General features: G+C 63.2%; 19 protein-coding genes and 1 tRNA gene. 11 read left to right on the top strand and 9 right to left on the bottom strand.

Features of this window, described 5'->3' with window-relative positions; translation table 11 throughout:
* Positions 1-84: 84 nt before the first annotated feature.
* Together E1809_RS19290 and E1809_RS19285 are read right to left on the bottom strand one after the other, a co-directional pair.
* Positions 85-420 (bottom strand): helix-turn-helix domain-containing protein, encoded by a 336-nt coding sequence (locus E1809_RS19290; RefSeq protein ID WP_059388322.1) that lies wholly within the window; start codon positions 418-420, stop codon positions 85-87.
* Positions 421-1,533, bottom strand: a complete 1,113-nt coding sequence (locus E1809_RS19285; RefSeq protein ID WP_133205855.1) for a tyrosine-type recombinase/integrase — start codon at positions 1,531-1,533, stop codon at positions 421-423.
* A 546-nt stretch (positions 1,534-2,079) separates the two neighbouring features.
* Between E1809_RS19285 and E1809_RS19280 the strand changes: the two genes are divergently transcribed.
* A complete protein-coding gene (locus tag E1809_RS19280; protein WP_133205854.1) occupies positions 2,080-3,249 on the top strand; it encodes a PIN domain-containing protein in 1,170 nt (389 codons plus the stop codon).
* 552 nt (positions 3,250-3,801) lie between these two features.
* Here E1809_RS19280 and E1809_RS19270 read toward each other — a convergent pair.
* The gene (locus E1809_RS19270) at positions 3,802-8,772 is read right to left on the bottom strand and encodes a hypothetical protein (RefSeq protein ID WP_133205853.1); all 4,971 of its coding nucleotides are present in this window, start codon (positions 8,770-8,772) and stop codon (positions 3,802-3,804) included.
* A 915-nt stretch (positions 8,773-9,687) separates the two neighbouring features.
* Between E1809_RS19270 and E1809_RS19265 the strand changes: the two genes are divergently transcribed.
* Together E1809_RS19265 and E1809_RS19260 are read left to right on the top strand one after the other, a co-directional pair.
* Positions 9,688-10,734 (top strand): type IV toxin-antitoxin system AbiEi family antitoxin domain-containing protein, encoded by a 1,047-nt coding sequence (locus tag E1809_RS19265; protein ID WP_205754257.1) that lies wholly within the window; start codon positions 9,688-9,690, stop codon positions 10,732-10,734.
* Between the two features lie 2 nt (positions 10,735-10,736).
* Positions 10,737-11,642 (top strand): nucleotidyl transferase AbiEii/AbiGii toxin family protein, encoded by a 906-nt coding sequence (locus E1809_RS19260; protein ID WP_235835689.1) that lies wholly within the window; start codon positions 10,737-10,739, stop codon positions 11,640-11,642.
* 350 nt (positions 11,643-11,992) lie between these two features.
* Here E1809_RS19260 and E1809_RS19255 read toward each other — a convergent pair whose 3' ends face one another.
* Entirely contained in the window at positions 11,993-12,196 is a 204-nt protein-coding gene (locus E1809_RS19255) for a helix-turn-helix transcriptional regulator (protein ID WP_133205851.1), read from the bottom strand.
* Positions 12,197-12,271: 75 nt separating this feature from the next.
* Here E1809_RS19255 and E1809_RS19250 point away from each other — a divergent pair, with 75 nt between their 5' ends.
* Both E1809_RS19250 and E1809_RS19245 read left to right on the top strand, forming a co-directional pair.
* A complete protein-coding gene (locus tag E1809_RS19250; protein WP_133205850.1) occupies positions 12,272-12,802 on the top strand; it encodes a helix-turn-helix domain-containing protein in 531 nt (176 codons plus the stop codon).
* Positions 12,789-13,922: a site-specific integrase gene (locus E1809_RS19245; RefSeq protein ID WP_165962395.1), complete on the top strand. Its 1,134-nt coding sequence runs from the start codon at positions 12,789-12,791 to the stop codon at positions 13,920-13,922. The genes E1809_RS19250 and E1809_RS19245 overlap by 14 nt, the downstream gene beginning before the upstream one ends.
* Before the next feature lie 62 nt (positions 13,923-13,984).
* Here E1809_RS19245 and E1809_RS19240 read toward each other — a convergent pair.
* A tRNA-Ser gene (locus E1809_RS19240) sits at positions 13,985-14,074 on the bottom strand.
* Between the two features lie 94 nt (positions 14,075-14,168).
* Between E1809_RS19240 and E1809_RS19235 the strand changes: the two genes are divergently transcribed.
* Genes E1809_RS19235 through E1809_RS19220 form a run of 4 tightly spaced genes read left to right on the top strand, consistent with a single transcriptional unit; the run spans position 14,169 to position 17,889 of the window.
* Positions 14,169-15,212 (top strand): zinc-dependent alcohol dehydrogenase, encoded by a 1,044-nt coding sequence (locus E1809_RS19235; protein WP_165962394.1) that lies wholly within the window; start codon positions 14,169-14,171, stop codon positions 15,210-15,212.
* Between the two features lie 5 nt (positions 15,213-15,217).
* Positions 15,218-15,616 carry a 6-pyruvoyl trahydropterin synthase family protein gene (locus tag E1809_RS19230; protein WP_133205849.1) on the top strand — a complete coding sequence of 133 codons (399 nt, stop codon included), beginning with the start codon at positions 15,218-15,220 and terminating at the stop codon, positions 15,614-15,616.
* 9 nt (positions 15,617-15,625) lie between these two features.
* Positions 15,626-16,639, top strand: a complete 1,014-nt coding sequence (locus E1809_RS19225; RefSeq protein WP_133205848.1) for a glycosyltransferase family 4 protein — start codon at positions 15,626-15,628, stop codon at positions 16,637-16,639.
* A 38-nt stretch (positions 16,640-16,677) separates the two neighbouring features.
* Positions 16,678-17,889 carry a DNA glycosylase AlkZ-like family protein gene (locus tag E1809_RS19220; protein ID WP_133205847.1) on the top strand — a complete coding sequence of 404 codons (1,212 nt, stop codon included), beginning with the start codon at positions 16,678-16,680 and terminating at the stop codon, positions 17,887-17,889.
* A 2-nt stretch (positions 17,890-17,891) separates the two neighbouring features.
* Here the strand turns inward: E1809_RS19220 and E1809_RS19215 are convergent, their stop codons facing one another.
* From E1809_RS19215 to tadA, 3 genes are all read right to left on the bottom strand, one after another.
* Complete coding sequence (locus E1809_RS19215) at positions 17,892-18,170, bottom strand: acylphosphatase (RefSeq protein ID WP_133205846.1); 279 nt, start codon at positions 18,168-18,170, stop codon at positions 17,892-17,894.
* Complete coding sequence (locus E1809_RS19210) at positions 18,167-18,553, bottom strand: VOC family protein (protein ID WP_133205845.1); 387 nt, start codon at positions 18,551-18,553, stop codon at positions 18,167-18,169. Before E1809_RS19210 ends, E1809_RS19215 begins: the two co-directional genes overlap by 4 nt.
* Positions 18,554-18,635: 82 nt before the next feature.
* The gene (gene tadA / locus E1809_RS19205; protein WP_133205844.1) at positions 18,636-19,145 is read right to left on the bottom strand and encodes a tRNA adenosine(34) deaminase TadA; all 510 of its coding nucleotides are present in this window, start codon (positions 19,143-19,145) and stop codon (positions 18,636-18,638) included.
* Positions 19,146-19,168: 23 nt separating this feature from the next.
* Here tadA and upp point away from each other — a divergent pair, with 23 nt between their 5' ends.
* Entirely contained in the window at positions 19,169-19,804 is a 636-nt protein-coding gene (gene upp, locus E1809_RS19200; RefSeq protein WP_133205843.1) for a uracil phosphoribosyltransferase, read from the top strand.
* Between the two features lie 94 nt (positions 19,805-19,898).
* Here upp and E1809_RS19195 read toward each other — a convergent pair whose 3' ends face one another.
* The gene (locus tag E1809_RS19195; RefSeq protein WP_205754256.1) at positions 19,899-20,603 is read right to left on the bottom strand and encodes a TetR/AcrR family transcriptional regulator; all 705 of its coding nucleotides are present in this window, start codon (positions 20,601-20,603) and stop codon (positions 19,899-19,901) included.
* 100 nt (positions 20,604-20,703) lie between these two features.
* Here E1809_RS19195 and E1809_RS19190 point away from each other — a divergent pair, with 100 nt between their 5' ends.
* Positions 20,704-22,161 carry an MFS transporter gene (locus tag E1809_RS19190; protein WP_133205841.1) on the top strand — a complete coding sequence of 486 codons (1,458 nt, stop codon included), beginning with the start codon at positions 20,704-20,706 and terminating at the stop codon, positions 22,159-22,161.
* Positions 22,162-22,256 lie beyond the last annotated feature (95 nt).

Here is a 22,256-nt window from a genome sequence, read left to right as displayed (position 1 = left end):
AGATGCTTTTGCCCTGCACGGTAATGGACGCAGGCCGGTTGATGCCGCACCGGGAGCACGCGGGTGGCTTGGATGCGGGGCCGGTCACTGTGGCTCGTGTGGCCTGCGGATCGTCGCCCGGATCGGTCGGAGCTCACCGATGCCCGGGCCGGTGTCGCCGGCGACGTGGCGCAGCTCGCGGACTTCCTCGATGCGGAACTCGAGCAGGTCGGCTGCGGTGCATCCGAGGATGTCGCAGAGCGCGGCGAGCAGCTCGATGTTGACCCGTTGCGGGGGCTTGGTCACCAGCCGATGGACGTATTGCCTGCTCAGGTGGACGTCCCGTTCTTCCAGCAGCGGGATCAGCTCGCTGGTCTGGAACAGGCCCTTGGCGGCCATGAGCTGGCGCAGGTTCCATTGCATGCTCAGTTTCCGTGCCATCTACGGCTCCTTTGTCGGCGTCGGGGTGTAAACGCGTTTCAATGCGGCCTGGAGGGCCTTGTTTTTGAAGTCGTTGCTGACCGAGGTGTAGATCGCGGTGGTCGAGGCATAGGAATGGCCGACCTGTTCCTGGACGAAGCGTTCCGGGTAGCCGAACTCGATCAGATGCGTCACGTAGGAGTGCCGCAGGCAATGCAGCGTCAGCGCCTCGTCCAGGCCTGCCTCGGCACGGAGCCGGTTGAACCGTTTGTCCAGGTGCTTGGCCGAGACCCGGCTCAGCCGCTCGCTCACCCAGAGGGCGGCGTGGTTCCTCGGGCGCACGATCGGGCGGCCCTGCTCCACCCACTGCTTGAGACCCTCGATCGCCCAGTCGAACTCGGGGACGGCCAGCACCGTGCGCCGCTTCGGGGCCCCGCCCTTGGACGATTTGCCGTGGCGGACGTGGATGGACCCGTAGGTTCCCCAGTGCGGCATGTGCGGATTAGGCCGCAGGTCGGCAACATCGAGCTGACACAACTCGTTACGGCGCAACCCGAACGCGTAGGTCGTTTTGATCATCTGCGCATCCCGTAACGCGGCCAACGCGCCCTTGCGGCCCGAGCGTGCCACCTGCTCCACCCGGGTGTCCAGGAAATCGAACAGGTGCTGCAGCTCGTCGTAGGTGAACGGACGCCGTTCCGGCCGGCCCTCGTAATCATGCAGATGCGCGACGGTATTGAAGTCATGACATACCTGGGAGGGGATCTGCTCGAACCGGTCCGCGCATGCCTGGATCCACCCGTAGCGCCCATCGGTCAGATAGTCGCAGAACAGCCGCAAGGTGAAGTGGTAGCCGCGAATCGTCGAGGGCGCCAAACGGGCGCCGCCGGACATCAGCGAGACCGTGAAATCCTCGAGATCGCCGGCGGTCCACTCCCACGGATAAGAACCGGAAAATTCCGTGAACCGCCGCAGCAACGCCATCCGCGGAGCAATCGTCGTATCTGCCAGCAAGCGGGACTTCTGCTGCCGCTCCCACCCGGTCAGCATCGCCTCGAACACGGCCAGTTCCTCGTCCAGGTGCGCGATTCCGTCCACCAGGACCAACCGCGCCGATCCGGGAGCCTCGGCCACTCCTACCCCCCAATGATGTCTACGTAAATCTTACGATGTCACCTTTAAGTTACCATGATCGAGGAAGGCCAATCACCGCGCGGGCCCCGCACAGGACAAAAGAGAATAGACCCCAGGCCCCAGTGCTGGGCTGTCACTTTTCCGTCTATAGGCGTGAGTCTTACCTTCGGTGCCAGAGGTGTAGGTTTTCGGGCGTGGGCTAAGCGTGTCTGTGTGGGGGAGTGGTCAGCAAAAGGAGGAAAGCAAACCTGCGGGTGGGGTGCGATATCGCCGCACGCGAGTGGGGCCGAAGTGCAACACGATCCATGAAGTGGTGAACGTGAGTTGTAGGCGGCTCGGATCTGGTCTGCTTCCCGGCGCTCGACGCAACGTCTGTCGAACGAGACGGTGGAACTCTTTGGCCATTTTCGAGGACACGCTTGTTGCAGATCGAGGAGAGAGCGCGTCCCGTGGGCAGAACGACAACCGCCTCTGGGATGCTTGTTACATGGCGGGCTTGTCACTGGATTCGAGCGGGGAGCAACGTGCTGACGAGAACTACGAAAGGTGCGGCTGCTGATTCCGGGTGGAATTGAGCGCGAGCTTCGGACTGCTCGGGCCGCAGTCGAAGAGGCTCTGCGGCTCTTTCATCACCACCGCGCAGCAGACGAGATCCTCGGTCCCGACGATCTTGGTTGCTTCCCGGCATCTGCGGTGCCTTCAGTCCCACCAATAGTTGTTGACGCGAACGTTTTGCGAAACGACGTTCTCTACGCGTGCAAGCTTGAAGGCGAATACACGACCCTGGTGAATGCCGCGAATGCCGGGTTCCTCCGCCTTTTCTGCACAACGCATGTCATCGAAGAAGTCGCCGAGCACCGCGAGGAGTGGTGCCGGCAAAAGGGCATCGATGCCGCACAGTTTGAAGCGTTGTGGGTCGAGCAATACTTACCGTTGCTTCGCTTGGTTTCCGAGGTGTCGGGCGACCTGCTATCCGACGACGAGCGACATCGGATCGGCCGCCTCCGAGAAGTCGATCCTGACGACGTTCCTTCGGCTACCCTCGCCCTTGTCATCGGAGCTTTCTATCTGAGCCAGGACAGGCCTGCGACGACTGCCGTCTATGGTGAGGCTCGAGGTCTAAAAGAACTCGAACAATGGCGTTCAGCACTTGCCGCTGGCGGGAACGCTGGCGCAATCTATTGGACGCTCGACGCCGGAATTATGACCGCAAGACTCATTCGGATGGGTCTCAGCGGGTTGTTCTCCACAGTTCGTGCCTTACCGTCCTGGGCGCAGGCCGTCGTAGCGGGCGCCACCGCAGCGAGCGCTATCTACGCGTGGAAACGCGTAGACGCTGAACGAACCCAGAGGTTGCGCGACGCCATGGAACGAATATTCCGGCTGGTCGCAGCTGTGGGCGGTGTTCACCAGGATGCTGCGGCGCGGCTGGAGTCGGTCTCCGCGCCGATGCCGACAATGCGAATCCTCGCGGAAGACCGCTCGCCGTCGGAGGTACTGACGCGTTCGGTGTTGTACCAACTTGCCCGATCCAGCAAGGGCGTGCAGAGTGCAGCTGAGCTTGCACGGGCATTACCGACCTTGCCGGTCGCCCAAGGCGAGGGCAAAGCGCGCGAAGTGCTCCGGTCACAGGCCTACGCGAGGCAGGTATTCCGAGGTCGCTGGCAGCTGGGTGAACCAGTTACATGGCCACCAGGCCAACAACACACCCCGTAATCGTCACGGCCCGAGCCCGCCCAGCCCTCGCTCGGGCACGCGCGCTCATACGCGACGAAGGCCGGCCGTCGAAATCTCTAAGAGCCGTAGGCCTTCCAGAGAATCAGCCGACGTCGTACCGTGAGGATTGAAGCGACCTCTTTATGTCGCTGACGCTCATTGCGGCAGCAGGACCCCCGCATCCCGCGGAGTCGGTCCTTGCAGGTTCTCGTCGCCCAACACCTGAAAGGACCACGCCCTGTTGCGACTCATCTGGACCGCGAGCATCCATGTCCGCCATTTCCTGCGCCGCTACCTGCCCACCAACATCGTCCTTGATGCGATCCGCACTCGACGCGAACTGACGTGGGTGTCCCGGCCTCGCTGCTCGAGGTCCCCTTCCTATTCGCAGCAAGCGTCTGCACGAACATCATCGCGGAAGGTGGCTCTGTCTGGCTCAGCCTTCTCATGACATCTGGAACGCGATGAAGTTCTTCATCATGGGGCCGGTCAGCCTCGCGCTGCTGATCCGTATCCGCCGGTGCGGGGCAACTGTCAAGCATTGCCAGAACGCTATTCATCCAACTGTTGAAGCCTGACGGCCGCTCTATCGCCCGCCGCAGCCAGTCCGTCAACGATTCGGTGGTACTGGTTCTTGACCTCGCCAGTGACTACCTCCGCTCGGCGAAGCTCAGTTAGCCACTCCTCAAGAAGCCACAGATGGTTCGCGATCAGGTCAAATCGGCCGTCAATGATCGTTTCGATCCATGTCATTGCGACGGTCGTTTGCCATGCAAGCGCCGTGCCCTTCGCGAACTTTATGACCGCGTCGATTGCTTTTGGTTCCCAGCGCGCGAGGTCCAGCCAGCGTTCGGCGAGCTCGCCGAGTGTTTCGGGCTGGAGCCAGTTCTGGCGGCATTGAGCGAGGGTTCCGTCAATGTCTGGATCCGACGACCTCGGGCTCGGCGTTGGGAGCAGTGCTGCCGTCATGTAGTCGAACCATTGGTGTTTGGAACGCAGTTGAGTGCCGTCGCCGACGGACTCTAGGGCGATCTCCAGCGCCCACGGCCAGAAGTCTGGCAGGGATCCACGAAGATCTTCATAGTAGGTAAAGGCGGTCGCGAATCCATCAAAGAGGAGGTGGAGCGTGTTTGAGTCGGCAGCGAACGCCTCGATGTGCGATTTGATAGGGTCTCGGTCGCCTTCTAGCGCGATCTGGACCATTCGTCTAGCGATCGGCTCGTGGTTGATGTGTGCGTAGTGGTCGTATCCCTCCTTCCACCAGTGGGCGAGACCCCTGCGATGGGCGTCCCAAAGAGGCGCCCATAGATCTCCGATCACGCTTTGGAGGCACTCGACGTTTCTGGCGTCCACCATGCACGCCAGCGGCATACGGAGACGATTGACGAGCAGCCCGTCGTCAGCGACGACTGGTAGCGACTTGTGGAATGGCGTCGGTAGCGGATCCGGTTCCCGCCGCTGAGATTGCTGATTCCAGGGGCCCAGGCGGCAGTCGATCAGTCCGGCCGTTGCGGCGTCCCAGGGCGATTGATGCCGACGACACGTACCCGTGCCCTCATCGATGTTGCATGGTTCGTCCCAAACTGGCTGGCAGCCCTTAACATAGATCGCACGTACCTCATCGAATTCGCTTGTTGCGAGCGATCGTAGACCGTTTTCGATCCGTGGCCGGTCGATGTCCACGTGGTCGAACGGTGCGAGTAGCAGTAGCGGTGCGGATGCCGCAGCCGCTCGGTCCGCTCCCATAGAGAACATGGACCCGCTGGAGCTCATGCCGTCAACCTGTGGGTTCTCGGCAGCCCAGATCACGGCATTAGCGGCCCAAACCAGATCCGAAGACTCCAACGTCGCGAGCCCCAAGGCATGCGCTCGCACGGCCGCCGCGGCGACAGACACAAGAGAGTTCTCCGGCCACGGCATGCCCTCAGGCGCGTGGTCGGCCTCGGCGATTCTGCGCGCAGTTCCGAGGTCGTCAGTGAGACTTTCGACAGGCCAGTTTTTGGGGTCGTCATTGTAGCGCCCGTAGCGATTCTGGAGGCTGTAAAGAGTGTTCGTGACCTGGAGTTCGGCGGTGCGTGGTGCGAGTACTTGCTCGATTCGTTCCGGCCGCTCGAACTGAATGAGGATCTGGTCGCCGCTCTCGCTGGCCCGATAGTTCCCGATCCGGAACTCTTCCGCCCAGCTCTCAATTACGGCCATGCTGTCCTCGTCGCCCCGAGTGTCTCGGCGTTCGGCCCGTGCTGTTTCGACAAGTTTGGCGCCGGTGGCCTGCAACTGGGCGAGTCGCTCATCGTCGCCTGCGAGCCGAGCATTGACCACCATTGCGCCCACCGTTTCGTGGAAGGTGTACCGTCGACGGTCCGCCCCCGTCAGCTTGTCAGCATCGGCGTCTCGGACACGGAACCCAAAATCGCCAGTGACGCGAGCCGTCTCCAGATGCCAGACAGTCGGGGACGCGAGGAAGGGGTCGAGGTGGGGCCCCGCTGCGTCCGGGTGTCGAGTCAAGAACCCGACCATTAGTCCGGGAATGGCGAGGTTGTGGCAGTCGCGAAGAAGCAGTCCGAGGATCGTTTCGACCGGCAGATTCAGTACCTCAAGTAGGTGGTCGGCAAAGCGCTCTAGCGCAAGAAGAGCGCTCATGCATACGTATGGCCCAACGCTGGTTCCTCGGTACCAGGCCCAGACGTGACTGTCGCCAACGTACAGCCGACGGGCAGTTCCATGAAGCTGAAGCTCCAAGCCTTCAAGAGCTTCGGGATCCACAGAATAGCGGCGGTTTGTCGACAGCTGTCCGACTCGGAACTTCGCGGCGTGGTCCAGCATTCGGTTGATGAACCCGATCGCATCTGCGGGAATGGTGGTGAGCAGACGGAAGAACGGGCCGTAGTACCAAGCCGCTTGGGGTGCTCCGAATCCCGGAGTGAGTCCGTGCCTGTAGTCCCGGATGCCGTCATCCAGGGAATGGGTGCTATGCCAGCTGTCATCAGGATCGGGCAGCTCGATGTAATAGGCCTCGGCGAGATCCAATAGCAGCTTCGGGTTCGTCTGCGACATGCTCACTGCGACAAAGAACGACTCAACGGCGGGGTTGAGGCTTCCCGGTCTTTCGTTTGCGACCTCTCGAAGCCACGCTTCTGCCCGGTCGTCGACATCCGGCCCCAAAGTGGCCAGAGCCTCGATCGCGAACTTGTCGTAGAGGGGCGGATCGTTAGTAAGAATGACGTCACGGACCTCTTGGCGGAGCGGATCTGGCCTTAGGTGGGAAGTCGCCATTCCGCGTAGCCAGGCAAGGACGAGTTCCCGGATGACCTCATGAATGCTCCGATGGCCATGGCGCGGCGCGCCCTCAATCTTTGGACCTTCGGCGAACGCGACTTTCACAAGCGGTGCGAGCGCAAAGGCGTCACCGACCGTTCCGCTCACATATCGGGCCTCGGCAAGTCGGAGAAGCGTCATCAGGGAGGCACAGTTGTCGGTGGTCAGTGTCTCCCACAGTTCGCGGATGGCTGACTCGGCATCTCCGAGTGTGAGGAGCGCTTCGTACGGGATTTCCAGCCATCTGTCGCCTTGCCTACTCGCAATTTCGCCGAATTTTGCACGGAGGCTTGTCCATGACCTCAATCGGTTCGAGGTGAGTAAGGCGGCCTGACAACCTAGGCGCGCGGAACGGATTGACCAGCGAGGAGCGCCAGCTGCGGTCAGAGGATCCCATCCATCGCGAATGAAGAGCTTGCATAACGAGAAGTCGCGGAATAGGTCGGTTGCGAACTCATCGCCCGACGAGAAGGCGGGATCGTTGGGGACCTGGAGTACGCCGTCGGACCGCAGTTCAGCGGCACCGAATCCGTGGGGCGCGTCGGCGGGAATACCTAGAACTCGTCTGGCCGCGTGCAGGGCAGCTTGCTCACGATCGTCCGGGGAAGCAGCTCCCAGAGCATGCACCTCGTTCTTGCGGATAAGGCCCTGCCATACCGTTGAAAATACGTCTGCTTCGCAGAGCAGGTCATTGGGATCGAACGACGTGCCAGTCCGGAGCAGCGCGTCAACCAGGCCAGGTCGACCAAGGAGCCAGCTTGCGCGCGGATCGCTAGCTAGGCGGGCAAGGGCTGTGAAGGTTGTGGGAAGCGATTGGCGCTCGTCGGGGGTCAGAGGTTCCACGATGTGTTCGGCGGGAGCGCTGTCTGATCCGGCCAGCTCACTTGCTCGCGCCAGCTCGTCTCGGACCTGGCGCGAACCATCGGTCCGCGTGACGGCAACGACGCCGAAGCCGGCTCTTAGAGCTGATGCGGCGACAGTGCGGAACACCTGGCCCTTAGCTTCGAGAACAGCCTCCGCGCCATCGACAACGAGGACTCGGATGGGTCGCACTTGCCCGGATCCCATAACGTCGTCGAGAGCAAAGCCGCCCAACTGACTTTCAAATTCGGCCAGGCTCGCGGGGAGGTCGCGCAAGCTGAGACTTATGACAGCCGCGCTCTCCGTTTCGAGTGCCTCGACCGCTCGTAGAGACAAAGCGGACTTCCCGACATCCGGGTTGCCGGTGACTACAAGGGCGCCTACCGACATTCCCACTGATCGCATGCCTGCAAGGAGTCGCGCTCGTTCATCTGAGCGATCCAACTCAAGCAACTTCGACCCCGAACGCAACGCCGGACGAATCGATTCGCGCAGCCGGACCCCGAGCCGGGCGATCACTGCCCAGGCGCTGGAGTACCTCGCAGAACTTGAGAGGGGGTAGTTGCTCAGACTCTGCCGAATCGCTGACTGCGTCAGCACTGCTGCTTGGGGTGCCCATTCACCAACAAGCTCCTCGATACGCGAGAACAACGCATCGGCCGCCGCGGGTGTGCCGTTGCTAAGCATGCGCTGCAGCGTGTTGACCGCGGTGGCCCGATCCACACGATCGGTCCTCTCTAAGCGCAGGCTTCGAGTGCTGAGAGTTGAGAGGAGTCGCCAGCTCAACTCCTCGGTGCTCAGTCCGTTTGCTGCGGGAAGACCACCCGCCGCTTGGCCAACGAGTCCCTTGATGTGGTCGTACCTGTCCCGAACACCAGCGTTGGTTCTTCCCGGCTGCGTCATGCGGACTGCAAGTTCGTGTCCATTCGGAAGGGAGCGAGCAAGCTCCGCGAGCTCGGCCAGCTGCGTAATTGCGTTGGCGTTGGATGAAACCGCGAGGACAAGCCGCCACTGTCCCAAGGACGCTTCGGACCAGTGATTTGTTACGATCGCCAAGAAGTCCCGGATCAGCGGAACCGACGCGCTGTCGCTGTTGGTGAGAGCAGGGTTCCTGCGGACAGCGATCGAAGCGCGATGAATCCGGCCATGAGCGTCGCGGCCCTCGATAAGGATGTCGTCAACCTCGCTCAGGTCGCTTGCCTGGAGCCGAATAGAGTCCATACTGAGTGCGTCGCCGAGCTCCGGAACCGCGTCGCCGGCGAGGAATCCGGCAATCAAACAGGCCGCGTAAGAATGCTCAAGGCGGACTCCTCCGCCACCTGTCGAATACGGGCTCGAACCAGTCATGGGTGCTTCCTGGGCCGGAATGACTTCCGTCAACCATGCACTGATGGAGGGGTTCGAGACCGCGAGTTGCCACAGGCTTGCCCGGCCTGACTTTCTTGAGGTGGCGAACCCAGCTTCTAACAGCTTGGCCAGGGCGCCGTTGGCAGTTGTCGGAGATACGCCCAGCGCCGATGAGACTTTGCGACCTGAGAGCGGTTCAGTGCTTTTTGCGAGAATCTCCAGGGTCCTGTACTCGATCTCACTTAGTGTCGCCCTGAGCGTCTCCATCGCCGTTGCCATAACACAACCCTAACAGCTGATGTCCAGAAATACTGGACATAGATACTGTTGTCTGCGGAGTCGGCGTGTGGTCGCGCGTAGGTGCCCGCAGGGAGAGTCTCTTGGGCGTCCTTCCCGCCGAGCTCTACATGCGAGTGTGTCGGTGGGATTCCGCGACATCCTGTTACCGTCCCGGCGACACGTTCTACCTGTCCGTGTGCGTCGCGTTGCCGATGCCCACCGCATCCTCACCAAAGCCGCGCACACCCTGATCCCCAGGATCCACCACGGGCATTTTGGTCACCGATCTGCGGCCGAGCGGGAACGATAAGGCCCTGGCCATCTTCGAGAAACCGGACGGAAGAACGCTGCATCGGCCACTTGCTGGAACAGGTACTCGGCAAATACGGTAGGGGCTCTATCGGACTCAGCCATGCCCGGAATCAAGGGCGGCCCGGACTGGACCATGAAAGGCGCGACATGCTCTTCCCAGGTACACGCGACCCATTGGGACCGAGGCAAGCCACCGCATTCGGACAGGGCGTATAGAGCCATTCTTCAGGCGGCCGTACCCGGGCGTCCGCTGCTCTGCATTTCACGCAGTCGATACTGCGAAACTATCTTATGGGTATACTATTGCAGTATCCGAGAGGAGGAATGATGTCTGATGTGCTCGATCTTGCTGACCTTGCTGCCGAGCAATGGGGCCTAGTTACGACCTCGCAGGCCCGCGGCCTCGGAGTGTCTGCCCAGACTGTCGCTCGACTCACCAACCAGGGGGCGCTTGAGCGCCTGACGCACGGCGTTCACCGGGTTGCGGGAACTCCGCCGTCGCCTCTCGATGACCTCCGTGCGGCCTGGCTTGCCCTGGACCCGACTCGCCGCGCCAGCGAACGCCTTCGCGACAAGGACCCGATCGCGGTCGCCTACCGTTCTGCAGCGGTACTCCACGAGCTCGGGGATCTCGAGGCGGATCGGTTGGAGTTCATCATCGGCACGCGCAAACAGACCCGGCGGCCGGATGTCCGGCTCCACCGCGGCCAGATCGGCCCGGGCGAATGGACCACTGTGGAAGGCCTTCCGGTGACCTCGGTCCTCCGGACCGTGGCCGACCTCGCCGCGGATCATGTTGACGGCGGGCACCTGGCGAGCGTGGTGCGAGATGCGCTCACTCGACGGCAGGTCGATGACCAGCAGCTCGCCGCTGCGCTCCGACCCTACGCGCACCACTACGGCGTACGGGTGGGTGATGGTGAGGCTCTCCTCGCGCGATTCCTCCAGGAGTCCGGTGTTTCCGTGCCTATCGGTCGAGCTGTCGAACTTGCTGGTGCGATGCCGATCAGTCCGGCGGTTCTCGAGATGCTCGAGAGCTCCAGAAATCTGCAGCGCCTCTCGGAGCAGCTTGCTTCGATCCAGAGCGCGATCGCGCCCGCTGCGCGGCTCAGTGAACAGATTGTCAACTCGCCAGCGATGAAGGCGGCTGCGGAGCTCGTCAGGCAGCAGGGCGCTTTCGCCAACTCGCCAGCGATGAAGGCGGCCGCAGAGCTCGTCAGGCAGCAGGCCGCCCTCGCCAACTCTCCAGCCGTGCAGCGGCTTGCCAAGCAGAGCGCGGAGATCGCCGAGATGTCCCGGCTTGCCCGAACGATCAGTGAGTCCATCAAGCTGCCAGATTTCGAACCCGGGAAGCAGGAGAACAGCGAGTGAGTATGGTCAACGGCTCAACCCACTACGCCAGCGCGAATGCCTTCCGACGGGCGCTGGAGGACCGGCTCAAGAGCGAGGCCAAAGCCCGCGGGCGGGCCCTCGGGGAGCTGCGACGGGAGTTTTTGTTCCAGCGGTTCCTTGCGCTGATCTTCTTTGCCCCCGATGGTAAATGGGTTCTTAAGGGCGGGGCGAGCCTGCTGATGCGCCTTGCGGAGGCACGATTTTCCAAGGATCTAGACCTGCTTCATCTGGGTGAGTTGTCAGCCGGGGAGGCAATCGCCGAGCTCCGGGATCTCACGGCTCCACGCGAGGGAGACCACCTGACCTTCGTCATCGAGGACGGGGTCTCGTACAGCCGGACCAACCCGGTCGTCGAGATCCGTGTCAATGCCTACATCGGCGCCAAGTACGACAGTTTCCCGATCGACCTGGCGCGCGAGCTGCACCTCCTGGCCGCGCCCGAGCGGGTTCGGCCGAAGCCTGTGGTCGACGTTCCTGGCCTGGCTGAACTCCCGGAGGTCGTGCTGTACCCGCTCACCGATCAGGTGGCCGACAAGGTGTGCGCGATGTACGAGCTCCATGGCGACCTTCAGAACCCGTCCTCGCGCTACCGCGACCTGGTCGACCTGGCGCTGATCATCTCGACCTGCGAGTTTGACGCCGTGCCGGTCTCGAGGGCCCTGCACTCGGAAAGCAGTCGGCGACGCATGCAGCTCCCCGCGGAGATGGTGTCCCCTGGGCCACAGTGGTCGGCCGGCTACAGCGCCACTGCGCGCAAGACCAAGATAGCCAAGACGCTCCACACCATCGACGCGGCCCTGGAGCACGTCGGGATCTGCCTCAATCCGCTGCTTAACGGCTCACGCGAGCGAGGGAGATGGCGGCCCGGGCCTGGATGGTCCGACTGAGCACGGAATAGTCAGGCAGCCCATTGTCTTTTGGTGATCCAAAGTGGCCATTAGATTCGGGCGTCCTTCGGATAGGGGACCCAACGCTGGGCAAGGGTTCCGGAGTGCAACTTGGGGAACCGGCGGACACCGAAAACTTCGCGAGGAGATAAGCGACGAAGGAGCGCCGAACGAAATTTTCGGTAGCCGTCGGCGCAACGCGCCCTGGTTGCGCGGAGGATCTGCCCCAGCGACGATGGACTATCAGAATGACAACCAGCAAAGATGCATTTGGTCATTCATGGGCACGGCAGCTCGGGGCAGCACGACGTTGTGATCAAGCGTCAGAAACGGTGGCGATTAGACACGCCCTAGACGCTCGGGACTACCTGGCCTGTCTGCGTGCGCGTCTGTGCGTCAAGCCATGCCTCTACATCGCTGGCGCGATAGCGGACGCCGCTGCCGATTTTCACGAATTTAGGGCCTATCCCTTTGTAGCGCCATTGTGCCAGTGCGGGTGCCGTCTTGTGGAGCTTGGCTGCGAGCTCTGCTGCGGTCAGCAGTTCCGATTCCATGAAGCCTCATTCCCTTGGGAGGACGCCACGTCAAATTAGACGTTTGTTGTCAATGTAGCGTGTATCGTTTCTTATATGGTACATAGCGGAGAACGGCTGCGAGGACATGACATTGGCCCGACCGGCAAGACCGTCGCCCGGAACCTGAAGCGTTTGCGGGGGAATATCACCCTGCGGGAACTTCAACAAAGGCTTAGAGGCGTCGGGCACGAAATTTCCGCGAGCGGAATACAGAAGATCGAAGCCGGCGTCAGGCGGGTCGATGTTGATGATCTCGTGGCCCTGGCGGTCGTCCTGGGCGTCAACCCAAACGCACTGTTGTTTCCAAAGTCGCTCGATGAACCGGTGGCCGTGACCGGAGCCGACCCAGCTGACCTGATGAAGGTTTGGGAGTGGGCGGACGGGATAACCCCGATCGACAGCGGCGTACGCAGCGATGACTACGTGCTGGGGATCCGCCCGGACTTCGTCCAGGCAGGGAACACCAAAATTAGTACGTTGACGTTCAAGGGCCTCAATTCACGAGTGGACGAGCTCGAAGCGATTATCAAGACCCTGGTTGATCAGAACGCCGCGAAAGAACAGTCCGGCGATGGCAACGATTGAGTCCTATGAGACAAAGGCCGGCCGTCGCTATCGGGTGCGGTATAGGAAGCCCGACCGGAGCCAGACGGATAAGCGCGGGTTCCGAACCAAGCGGGATGCTGAGCTATTTCTGGCGAGCGTGGAAGTCTCAAAGGCTCGCGGCGAGTTCATCGATGCCACGGCAGCCAGGGCGCTGATTGGGCCGCTGGGGGCTGCGTGGCTTGCCCGTCAGACGCATCTCAAGCCGTCGTCCTATCGGCCTGTGGAATCCGCCTGGCGGAACCATGTGGAGCCTCGTTGGGGCAGTGTGGCCGTGGCCGATGTACGGAAGACGGCCGTGCAGCAGTGGGTATCGGAAATGACTCTCGGGGATCTCGACGCGGCGCCGGCGCGAAAGCCCAAAGGGGCAACGCTTGTTATCCGGGCCTACGGGGTGCTGGCCGCCATTCTGGATGACGCCGTGAGTGACAGGCGCACACTGAGTAACCCTGCGCGAGGGGTTTCCCTCCCGCGGAAGGTGAAGAAGCCACACGTCTACCTGAGCCATGAGCAGGTGCATGCGCTCGCGGCCGCCAGCAAGTACCCGGCATTGGTCCTGGTACTCGCCTACTGCGGGCTGAGATGGGGTGAGGCTACAGGCCTCCGGGTCAAGCACGTTGATATGCTGCGGCGACGCTTCATGATCGAAGAGAACGCCGTCCAGGTTGGTTCCTTGATCGAGGTAGGCACGCCAAAGAACCACAAGAAACGGACAGTGCCCTTCCCGCGGTTCCTGGAGGAGCAGCTTGCGCGGCAGTGTGAGGGAAAAAGGCGGGATGATTTGGTGTTCCCTGGCGAAAACGGGCACCACCTTCGGCTGGCAAGAGTGCACGAGGACAACATGAGCTGGTTTGCCGGCGCAGTGAAGCGGGCCGGGGTGCCGCGGGTGACGCCGCATGACCTCCGGCACTCGGCGGCGAGTTTTGCCGTATCTGCCGGCGCGAACGTCAAGGCAGTCCAGAAGATGCTCGGGCATAGCTCCGCGGCCATGACGCTGGACACCTACGCGGACCTGTTTGACGGCGACCTTGACTCAGTTTCAGACGCCCTGGATAACGCCGTCTCAAAAGCGGGTGTGGGCAAAATGTGGGCAAACCCGTAACTCCGGCAAAGCAAAAGGCCCCCGATCCCTTGTAAACAAAGGGAACCAGGGGCCTCGCTACTTGGCGGTGACGGTGGGATTTGAACCCACGTTGGCTTTTACACCAAACAACATTTCGAGTGTTGCACCTTCGGCCGCTCGGACACGTCACCAACTGAAATAGGGTACCGGAGTGAGGCCCGGTTCCCCAAAACGGCGATGGCACACTTCCGGAATCGCGGCAGCCACGCTAGATTCCTAAGCAGGATGACTATCCCGAAGAAGTCGCAAAACACCGGGCAAACGCCCCCAGGCGAACCCGCACCCACCAGCCAAACCACCGCCTTGGCCTACTGGACGGTAGGCCCGTGCCAAGGGGAGCTGCGCCGGGAGGAACTTCCACGGCCCGCGGAGCATGAAGCCATGGTCCGGACTCTCTATTCGGGTATTAGCCGGGGCACGGAACTCGTGGTCCACGAGTCGCATGTTCCTCCGCGGATCGCGAAGGAGATGCGTGCGCCTCACCAGGAGGGTGAGTTTCCGGCGCCGGTGAAGTTCGGGTACTTGTCGGTTGGCGTCGTTGAAGAGGGCCCGGAGGACTGGGCCGGCCAGACGGTGTTTTGCCTCCACCCGCACCAGGACCGCTACGTGGTGCCGCTTTCTGCCCTGACCCGGGTGCCCGACGACGTTCCCGCCCGACGCGCGGTCCTCACCGGCATCGTGGAAATCGCCCTCAATGCCCTCTGGGATGCCGGGCCTCGCCTCGGCGACAGGATCGCCGTCGTCGGGGGTGGCTTGGTAGGCGGGATGACGGCGGCGCTGTTGCGCCGCTTCCCCTTGGAGCGTCTGCAATTGCTTGAGTCCAATCCCAGGAAGCGCGGGTTCGTCGAATCCCTGGGCCTGGACTTTGTCCTTCCCGAGGACGCGGCCCGCGATTGCGACATCGTCTTCCACTGTTCGGCCACGGATGAAGGCCTCGCAAAGAGCCTCCGTTTGGCCGGCGACGAGGGCGAGATCATCGAGATGTCCTGGTATGGGGACCGGGCAGTTTCCTTGCCGCTCGGCGAGGACTTCCACGCCCGGCGCCTCACCATCCGTGCCAGCCAAGTGGGGGTGGTGGCCCGTCCACGCAGGCACCGCCGGACCACAGGCGAACGCCTGGATTTGGCAGTGTCCCTTTTGCGGGATCCGGTGTTCGATGCTTTCCTGACCGGTGAGTCGCGATTCGAGGACCTTCCGGAGGCGTTCGACGAGTTGGCCAACGGCGAACGGGACGAGCTCTGCCGCTTGGTCACCTATAACAAGGAGTAACTGGATTGTTCAGCCTCACCGTCCGCCGCCATTTCATGGTTGCTCACAGCCTTCCGCGCGAAGCATTCGGTCCTGCCCAAGGACTGCACGGGGCAACGTTTGTTGCCGAAGTGACGTTTCGCCGCCTTGGGCTCAACGACGACGCCATCGTCCTGGACATCGGGGCGGCCGGGACGATCCTGGAGGGGGTCCTTGGCGAGCTGAACTACCGGAACCTTGACGAGCACCCCGCCTTCGAAGGCAAGCTGAGCACCACGGAGGCGCTCGCGAAACACATCGCGGACGCCGTCGCACACGAACTCGGCAGCATCCCGGATGGCCAGGCAATCACCGGACTGGACGTGGTCCTCCGCGAGAATCCGGACGCCTGGGCCGGCTACTCCCTCCAACTCGGCGGCGACTAGCGCGGCAGCATGGTTGCCATCCGCTTCATCGTCCCCGGCAACGTCAGGCACGGTTCGGGCGGCAATACTTACAACGCCAAACTCGCCCGCGGCCTCACCGCCTTGGGTGCCTCGGTGGAAATGCGAGCCGTCGACGGCGACTGGCCGGTCGGGCGGCCGGCGGACCGCCGCCGCTTGGCCGGAGCCTTCGACGGCGCCACAACAGTAATTGCCGACGGCCTGGTGGCGTGGGGAGCCCCCGCCGAGATCGCCGAGGCGACGCGGCGCTCGGTTCGCGTGTGGATCTTGTCCCACATGGGCCTGCCGGAACACCACGAACTGGAATCGCAAGCACTCAAGGCCGCCACCGGGGTGATCTGCACGAGTTCCTTCGCGGCCGCGGACCTGGCAGAACGGCATCCGGAAGAGGGCAGCGGCAAGGTGGTGGTGGCCAGGCCCGGCACGGAACACGTAGCTGTAGCCCATGGGTCCGATCCGTTGCGGATCGTCTGCGTCGCCGCGCTCTTGCCCAACAAGGAACAACTGCTGCTCGTGGAGGCGTTGGGAAGGCTTCGTGCCTTGCCGTGGACCGCCGCCTTCGTTGGCAGCGACGACGCCGACCCGGCCTACGCGGCGAAGGTGAGGGCCGCCGTCGTACGCTCCGGACTGGAGCACCGCATTACCGTCACCGGGGAACTAAGCGGACCGGCGCTTGAGGAGCAGTGGCGCGCGGCTGACCTCAGCGTGTTGGTTTCACGGTCCGAATCGTTCGGAATGGTAGTGGTTGAGTCGCTTGCCCATGCCGTTCCGGCGCTCGTCCGGGATGGAACCGGGGCGGTGGAGGCACTCGGCGGTTCGGGGGCGGGCAAGGCAATCGCTATCGGCGATGACCCGGAACCACTCGTGCAAGCACTCGACGGCTGGCTCCGCGATGCGGCGCTGCGGCGGAAATGGCGGACTGCGGCCCTCCGCGCGCGGGATGGACTCCCCGGCTGGGACTCAACGGCGTCGATCGTGCTCGACGCGTGTGCGGTTCCGCTGTAGCGCGCGCCGAAGGGCGGCTTGGGGTGGAGAATGGGGCCATGACGCCCGCCGTGCTTTCCACCCAAACGTTGACTCCGGAACTGCTCCGCGCCTGGGCATGGCACAGGCAAGGCCTGGATGGATCGCTCTCCGGCAAAAGCTCCGAGGACGTCCTGGACCATGCCGGTTGGGCCCGTTCCGTGGGCGGCGCCAACCCCTACTTGACCCTGTTCGCCCGGGCCGGGATCCGGCGCGGGCAAGTTGACAGAGATGTCGCCGGGCTCAGGATCCACGAGCTTCCCACAGCCCGCGGCTGCACCTACGTCCTCGGCCAGGATGACTTCGCGTGGGGCCTCCAGATCGGCAGGGACGCCGCCGTGGCGCCGTTCAAGGTATTGGCGCGGCTCGGCGTCGAACGCGGTGAGATCACTTTGCTCGAAGAGCAGGTGCTGCACACGCTCAAGGAATCCAGCGAGCCCATGGACCCCAAGCAGCTCAAGGATGAACTGGGTGAATCCGTCCGAAGCCTCGGCGAAGAAGGCAAGAAAAAGGGCGCCGCCACCACCCTCCCCACAGCCTTGGGCCTCCTGCAAGCCGATGGCCGCATCCGTCGCGTGCCCCTCAACGGACGGCTCGACCAGCAGCGCTACGCCTACACAGCCTGGTCCTTGCCGCAGAGCACCCTCGACGACGACGCCGCGCGCGCCCGCCTGGTCGAGCGGTACCTTCGGTGGACCGGCGGGGCGACGCTCAAGCAAAGCCAATGGTTCACCGGGTTCACAGTGGCGCAGAGCAAGGCGGCCCTGGCCGCCGTCGGTGCCGCCGAGGTGTCCACCGCATCGGGCGATGCGCTGTGGATGCTGCCCGACGACGTCGAGCGCCTTTCCGCGTTCACGCCGCCGCGGGAGGAACAAATCCAACTCCTGGCCGGGACGGATTCCCTGGTGCTGTTGCGCCGGAACTCGGGGGACATGTTCGCTGACGAGGACCGCGGCCGGAAGGTCATGGATACGACGGTGGCGTTGCAAGCCGACCTTTCGGACCACCCGATCCTCGACCGCGGACGGATCATCGGATTGTGGCAGTACGATCCCGCGAAGGAAAGGATCGCGGCGTGGACCTTCGCGAAGCCCACTGCCGCGGTGACAACAAGGATCGCCGAAGTGCAGGACTGGATCCGCCAAGACCTGGGCGACTTCCGTTCCTTCAGCCTGGACTCGCCGGCGTCGCGGCAAAAACGCATCGACGCGCTGGAAGCGGCGGGTTCCTAGGCTCAGCCCACTCCAAACCCCGGGAACTCCCCGGTGGCCGGCGTGAACATCGCTTCAACGTCTCGCACGCGGCCAGGGGTGTGTCGGGATTTCAACCATTCCACCAGGGACTCAAGGGACTCGCGATCGCCTTCGGCAACCACCTGCACCGAGCCGTCCAGGTTGTTGTACGCCTCGCCCGTCAATCCCAGGCGCCGGGCTTCGTGCAGGGTTGAATAGCGGAATCCCACGCCTTGAACCTGGCCGGTGATGGTCGCGGTGACCCGCATCCGGGAAGTCATGACGCCCCCGAACCGTACGGCCGCGTGATCGCCTCGAGGAAATGCCCGTCCGGATCGGCGAAGTACACGCCGCGTCCGCCGTCGTTGTGGTTGATTTGCTGGGACCGCGAGCGTGCGGGGTCCGCCCAATAAGGGATGCCGTCCCTTTGGATACGCGCGAAAATTCCGTCGAATTCGTCCTCGGTCACCAGGAAGGCGTAATGCTGCGGGGAGATCGGGCCGCTCGCCGTGGCGAAATCCAGCGCCACTCCGTCCTCGAGCGATACCGTCATGAAAGACCACAAGGCTTGCGGTTCCGGCAGTCCGAGCACGTTGGCCAGGAACTCCGCGGAACGGCGCTTGTCCGTTGCGTAAACGATGGTGTGGTTGAAAGAAACCGTCATGGCGTCCTCCTAGGGTGTGCCGCCTGACACCATCTGACGCCGAACGCCCCGCGGATTGCAAGGGCCTCGGGTCCCGCAGGCGCTACTTGCGATGGGCGGCGAAGAAATCGCGCAACAACGCCGAGCATTCCTCTTCCCGCACCCCGGGGTAGACCTCTACCCAGTGGTTGAGCCTGCGTTCCCGGAGGATGTCGAACACCGATCCCACGGCTCCGGCTTTCTCGTCCCATGCTCCGAAGACAACACGCGGGATCCTGGCCAGGACAATGGCTCCCGCGCACATGGCGCACGGCTCGAGCGTCACCACGAGCGTGCAGTCCTCGAGGCGCCAGCCGTCGCCGCCTTCGCCGAGCTCCAACGCGTGGCGTTGCAGGGCGGCAGCTGCTTGGCGGATAGCGACGATCTCGGCGTGCGCGGTGGGGTCGCCGTGCGCTTCCCGTTCGTTCCGACCGGCACCCAGCACGCCGCCGTCGGGCCCTAGTACGACGGCGCCGATCGGCACGTCCTCGGTGTCCAGCGCGCGCCGGGCCTCGTCCAGGGCGAGGCCCATCCAGGCCCTGTGTTCCGCGTGATAAGGCTCGGTGGGGATCATGCCTCAATGATAGTTTTGGAACCATGCGCACATTCGTCGTGGACCACCCGCTGGTCGCTCACAAGCTCACCGTACTGCGGGACAAGAACACCCCTTCCCCGGTCTTCCGGCGCCTGACGGAAGAACTCGTCACGCTCCTGGCCTACGAGGCCACCCGCGAGGTCAGGACCGAACCCGTGGAGATCGAAACTCCCGTAACCAGGACCGTGGGTACGGCCTTCACCAAGCCGACGCCGCTCGTGGTCCCCATCCTGCGCGCAGGCCTGGGAATGCTCGAGGGCATGACCAAGCTGGTTCCCACCGCCGAGGTCGGGTTCCTGGGCATGGCCCGTGACGAAGAAACCCTGGACATCATCACGTACGCCGAGCGCTTGCCGGACGACCTCACGGGCCGTCAGGTTTTCGTCCTGGACCCCATGCTCGCCACCGGCGGAACCTTGCGCGAAGCCATCAAGTTCCTCTTCAGGCGCGGTGCCTCGGATGTTACTTGCATTTGCCTCCTGGCTGCGCCGGAAGGCCTGGCCAAGCTCGAGGACGAACTGTCCGATGCCAACGTGAAGATCGTGCTCGCGTCGATTGACGAGAAGCTCAACGAGAAGGCCTACATCGTCCCGGGCCTTGGCGATGCCGGAGACCGTCTCTACGGGGTGACTGGGTAGCTCAGCGGCAACGCGGGGTCACCTACGGCCTAAGTTGCCGCCAAAAACGGGCCGTAAGTGACCCCGCATTTGGACGCGACGGCACCCCTCAGCCTCACACCGCCTGACGCTGCGCCTGGCTTGCCTTGAGAACGAGGGGCAGCTTGGCCCGCAGCGTGCATTCCAGTAGTTCCTCCGCTGTGGAGTCCTGCTGATAGATGTCCGGCAGGCGGATGCCGATCAGGGTGTTCATTAGCATTCCCTGCGCGAGGAAATCGCGGGCTGCTTCCGGCGGCAGTCCGGCTTCGTCGCGGACGAGCCGGTAGATGTCGAGGAATCCTTCCCTGGCGCGTGCTCCGATGGCCGGCTCGTGGCCCGCCACGAAGGCCTGCATCAGCATCATGAGGATCCCACGGTCCTCCACGAGGTCCGCATACGCGATCGCCATGAGCTGTTTGAGCTGTTGTGGCCGGGCGTTGCCCTGGTCCGGATCAAGTTGCCCAAGCTGTTCGGCCAGTTCTCCGGCGTCGTAAGCGGCAATCACGGAGCGGAACGCACTCAGCAATTTTCCATGGGCCCGGTCAAGGGCTTCCAGGAAGAGGGCTTCCTTGGTGCCGAACATGCGCACGACGTATGGCTGGCTGATGCCCGCAGCTTTGGCTACCTGGTCGGTGGTTGATCCGGCGTAGCCGCGCTCGGCAAAGACTCCGGTGGCGGCTTCAAGGATGAGTTCGCGGCGCCGCGCAGCGGGAATGCGTTCGGCGGTTGCCTGGATTGCCGGGGATTCCGGGGCGTCTGTGCCCACTATTTTCTTCGCCACACTTGACATGTTATCAGTCGATAACTAACTTTTCCTGATAAGTAATCATTCGATTACAACAAGAACGACTGTGGCACCAACAGAGACCCGTGGAGTCATCATGAAACGCACCATTCCCGTCTGGCTCGCCATCGTGGCGGCCTCGCTTCCTGTCTTCATGGCCACCCTGGACAACCTCGTGGTCACCAACGCTTTGCCCGTGATGCACAAGGCCCTCGGCGCCAGCGTCGAAGAACTCCAGTGGATCGTCAACGCATACTCCTTGAGCTTCGCGGCGTTCATGCTGCTGGCGGTCGGCCTGGGAGACCGCTTCGGCCGCCGGCACGTTTTCATCGCGGGCCTGGCGATCTTCACCGTGGCATCCGCAGCCGCCGCCCTCAGCACGGAATCGTGGCAGCTTATCGCCGCCCGCGCCGTGCAAGGCGTCGGCTCCGCGGCCCTCATGCCGCTCTCGCTCACCCTGTTGGTCGGCTCCGTGACTGACAAGCTTCGTCCGCTTGCAATCGGCATCTGGGGTGGAGTCTCCGGCCTTGGCGTAGCTCTCGGTCCCCTGATCGGCGGCGCCGTGGTGGAGGGATGGAACTGGGAAGCCATCTTCTGGCTCAACGTCCCCATTGGAATCGTCTCTGTTCCGCTCGCGCTCGTGGCCTTGCCGAACAGCTTCGGTGCCCGCGTCCGGGCCGACGTCGTCGGCCTGCTGCTTTCCGGTCTGGGCCTCCTGGCGCTCGTGTTCGGCATCGTCCGCGGGAACGACGCCGGATGGTCCAGCGCCCAGGTGCTAGGCGCATTGATCGGTGGCGGAGTCCTGTTGCTCGCCTTCCTATTGTGGGAATCCCGAGTGTCTGCGCCGCTGCTGCCCCTTCGACTCTTCCGCGATCGGAGCTTCACGATGGCCAACCTGATCGGTCTGACGTTTAGCTTCGGGATCTTCGGTTCCGTCTTCATCCTCATCCAGTTCCTGCAAGTGGTGCAGGGTCACGGACCGCTCGCAGCAGGCGTCATGACCATGCCCTGGACTCTGGCTCCCATGTTCGTGGCACCGCTGGCGGGTCTGCTTGCACCACGGCTCGGCACCAGGACTTTGATGATCACGGGTCTCGCCTTGCTCGCGGCTGGCATGTTCTGGCTCGCGGGGGTCCTTTCCGCGAGCGTTCCGTACGAGTCCTTGATACCAGGCTTCATTGCGGCCGGAATCGGCATGGGCTTGGTTTTCGCCCCGATGTCGACGGCGGTGCTCGCCAACGTGCGTGCCGAGGACCACGCGAAAGCGAGCGGAACCAACTCCACGCTCCGTGAAATCGGGGTTGCCCTAGGCGTTGCTGTCCTGACTGCAGTGTTCACGGGAGCCGGTGGAAAACTCACGCCCACCGGCTATGTCGACGCCGCCATTCCGGCGATCTACGTTGGTGCGTCCGTGCTGGTCCTGGCCACTTTGGTGGCTTGGCTCCTCCCATCCCGCGCCCGCGCCCGCGTTCTGGCAGCGCAGCTTTCCGCAAGCCAAGACGGCGCCGGCACCCCGGCCGGCGCCGTCGTCGAGCCTTCCCTGCAAGGTGCCTGAGTAAACGTGGGGTCACCTACGGCCCATGTTGCCGCTAAAAACGGGCCGTAGGTGACCCCGCGTTGCCAAGATTAACCCCCTACCGGTTTGCCGGC

The sequence above is a fragment of the Arthrobacter terricola genome, from assembly GCF_004354015.1.
GTDB classification, from domain to species: domain Bacteria; phylum Actinomycetota; class Actinomycetes; order Actinomycetales; family Micrococcaceae; genus Arthrobacter; species Arthrobacter terricola.
This window is presented reverse-complemented; position numbering and strand designations above follow the sequence as displayed.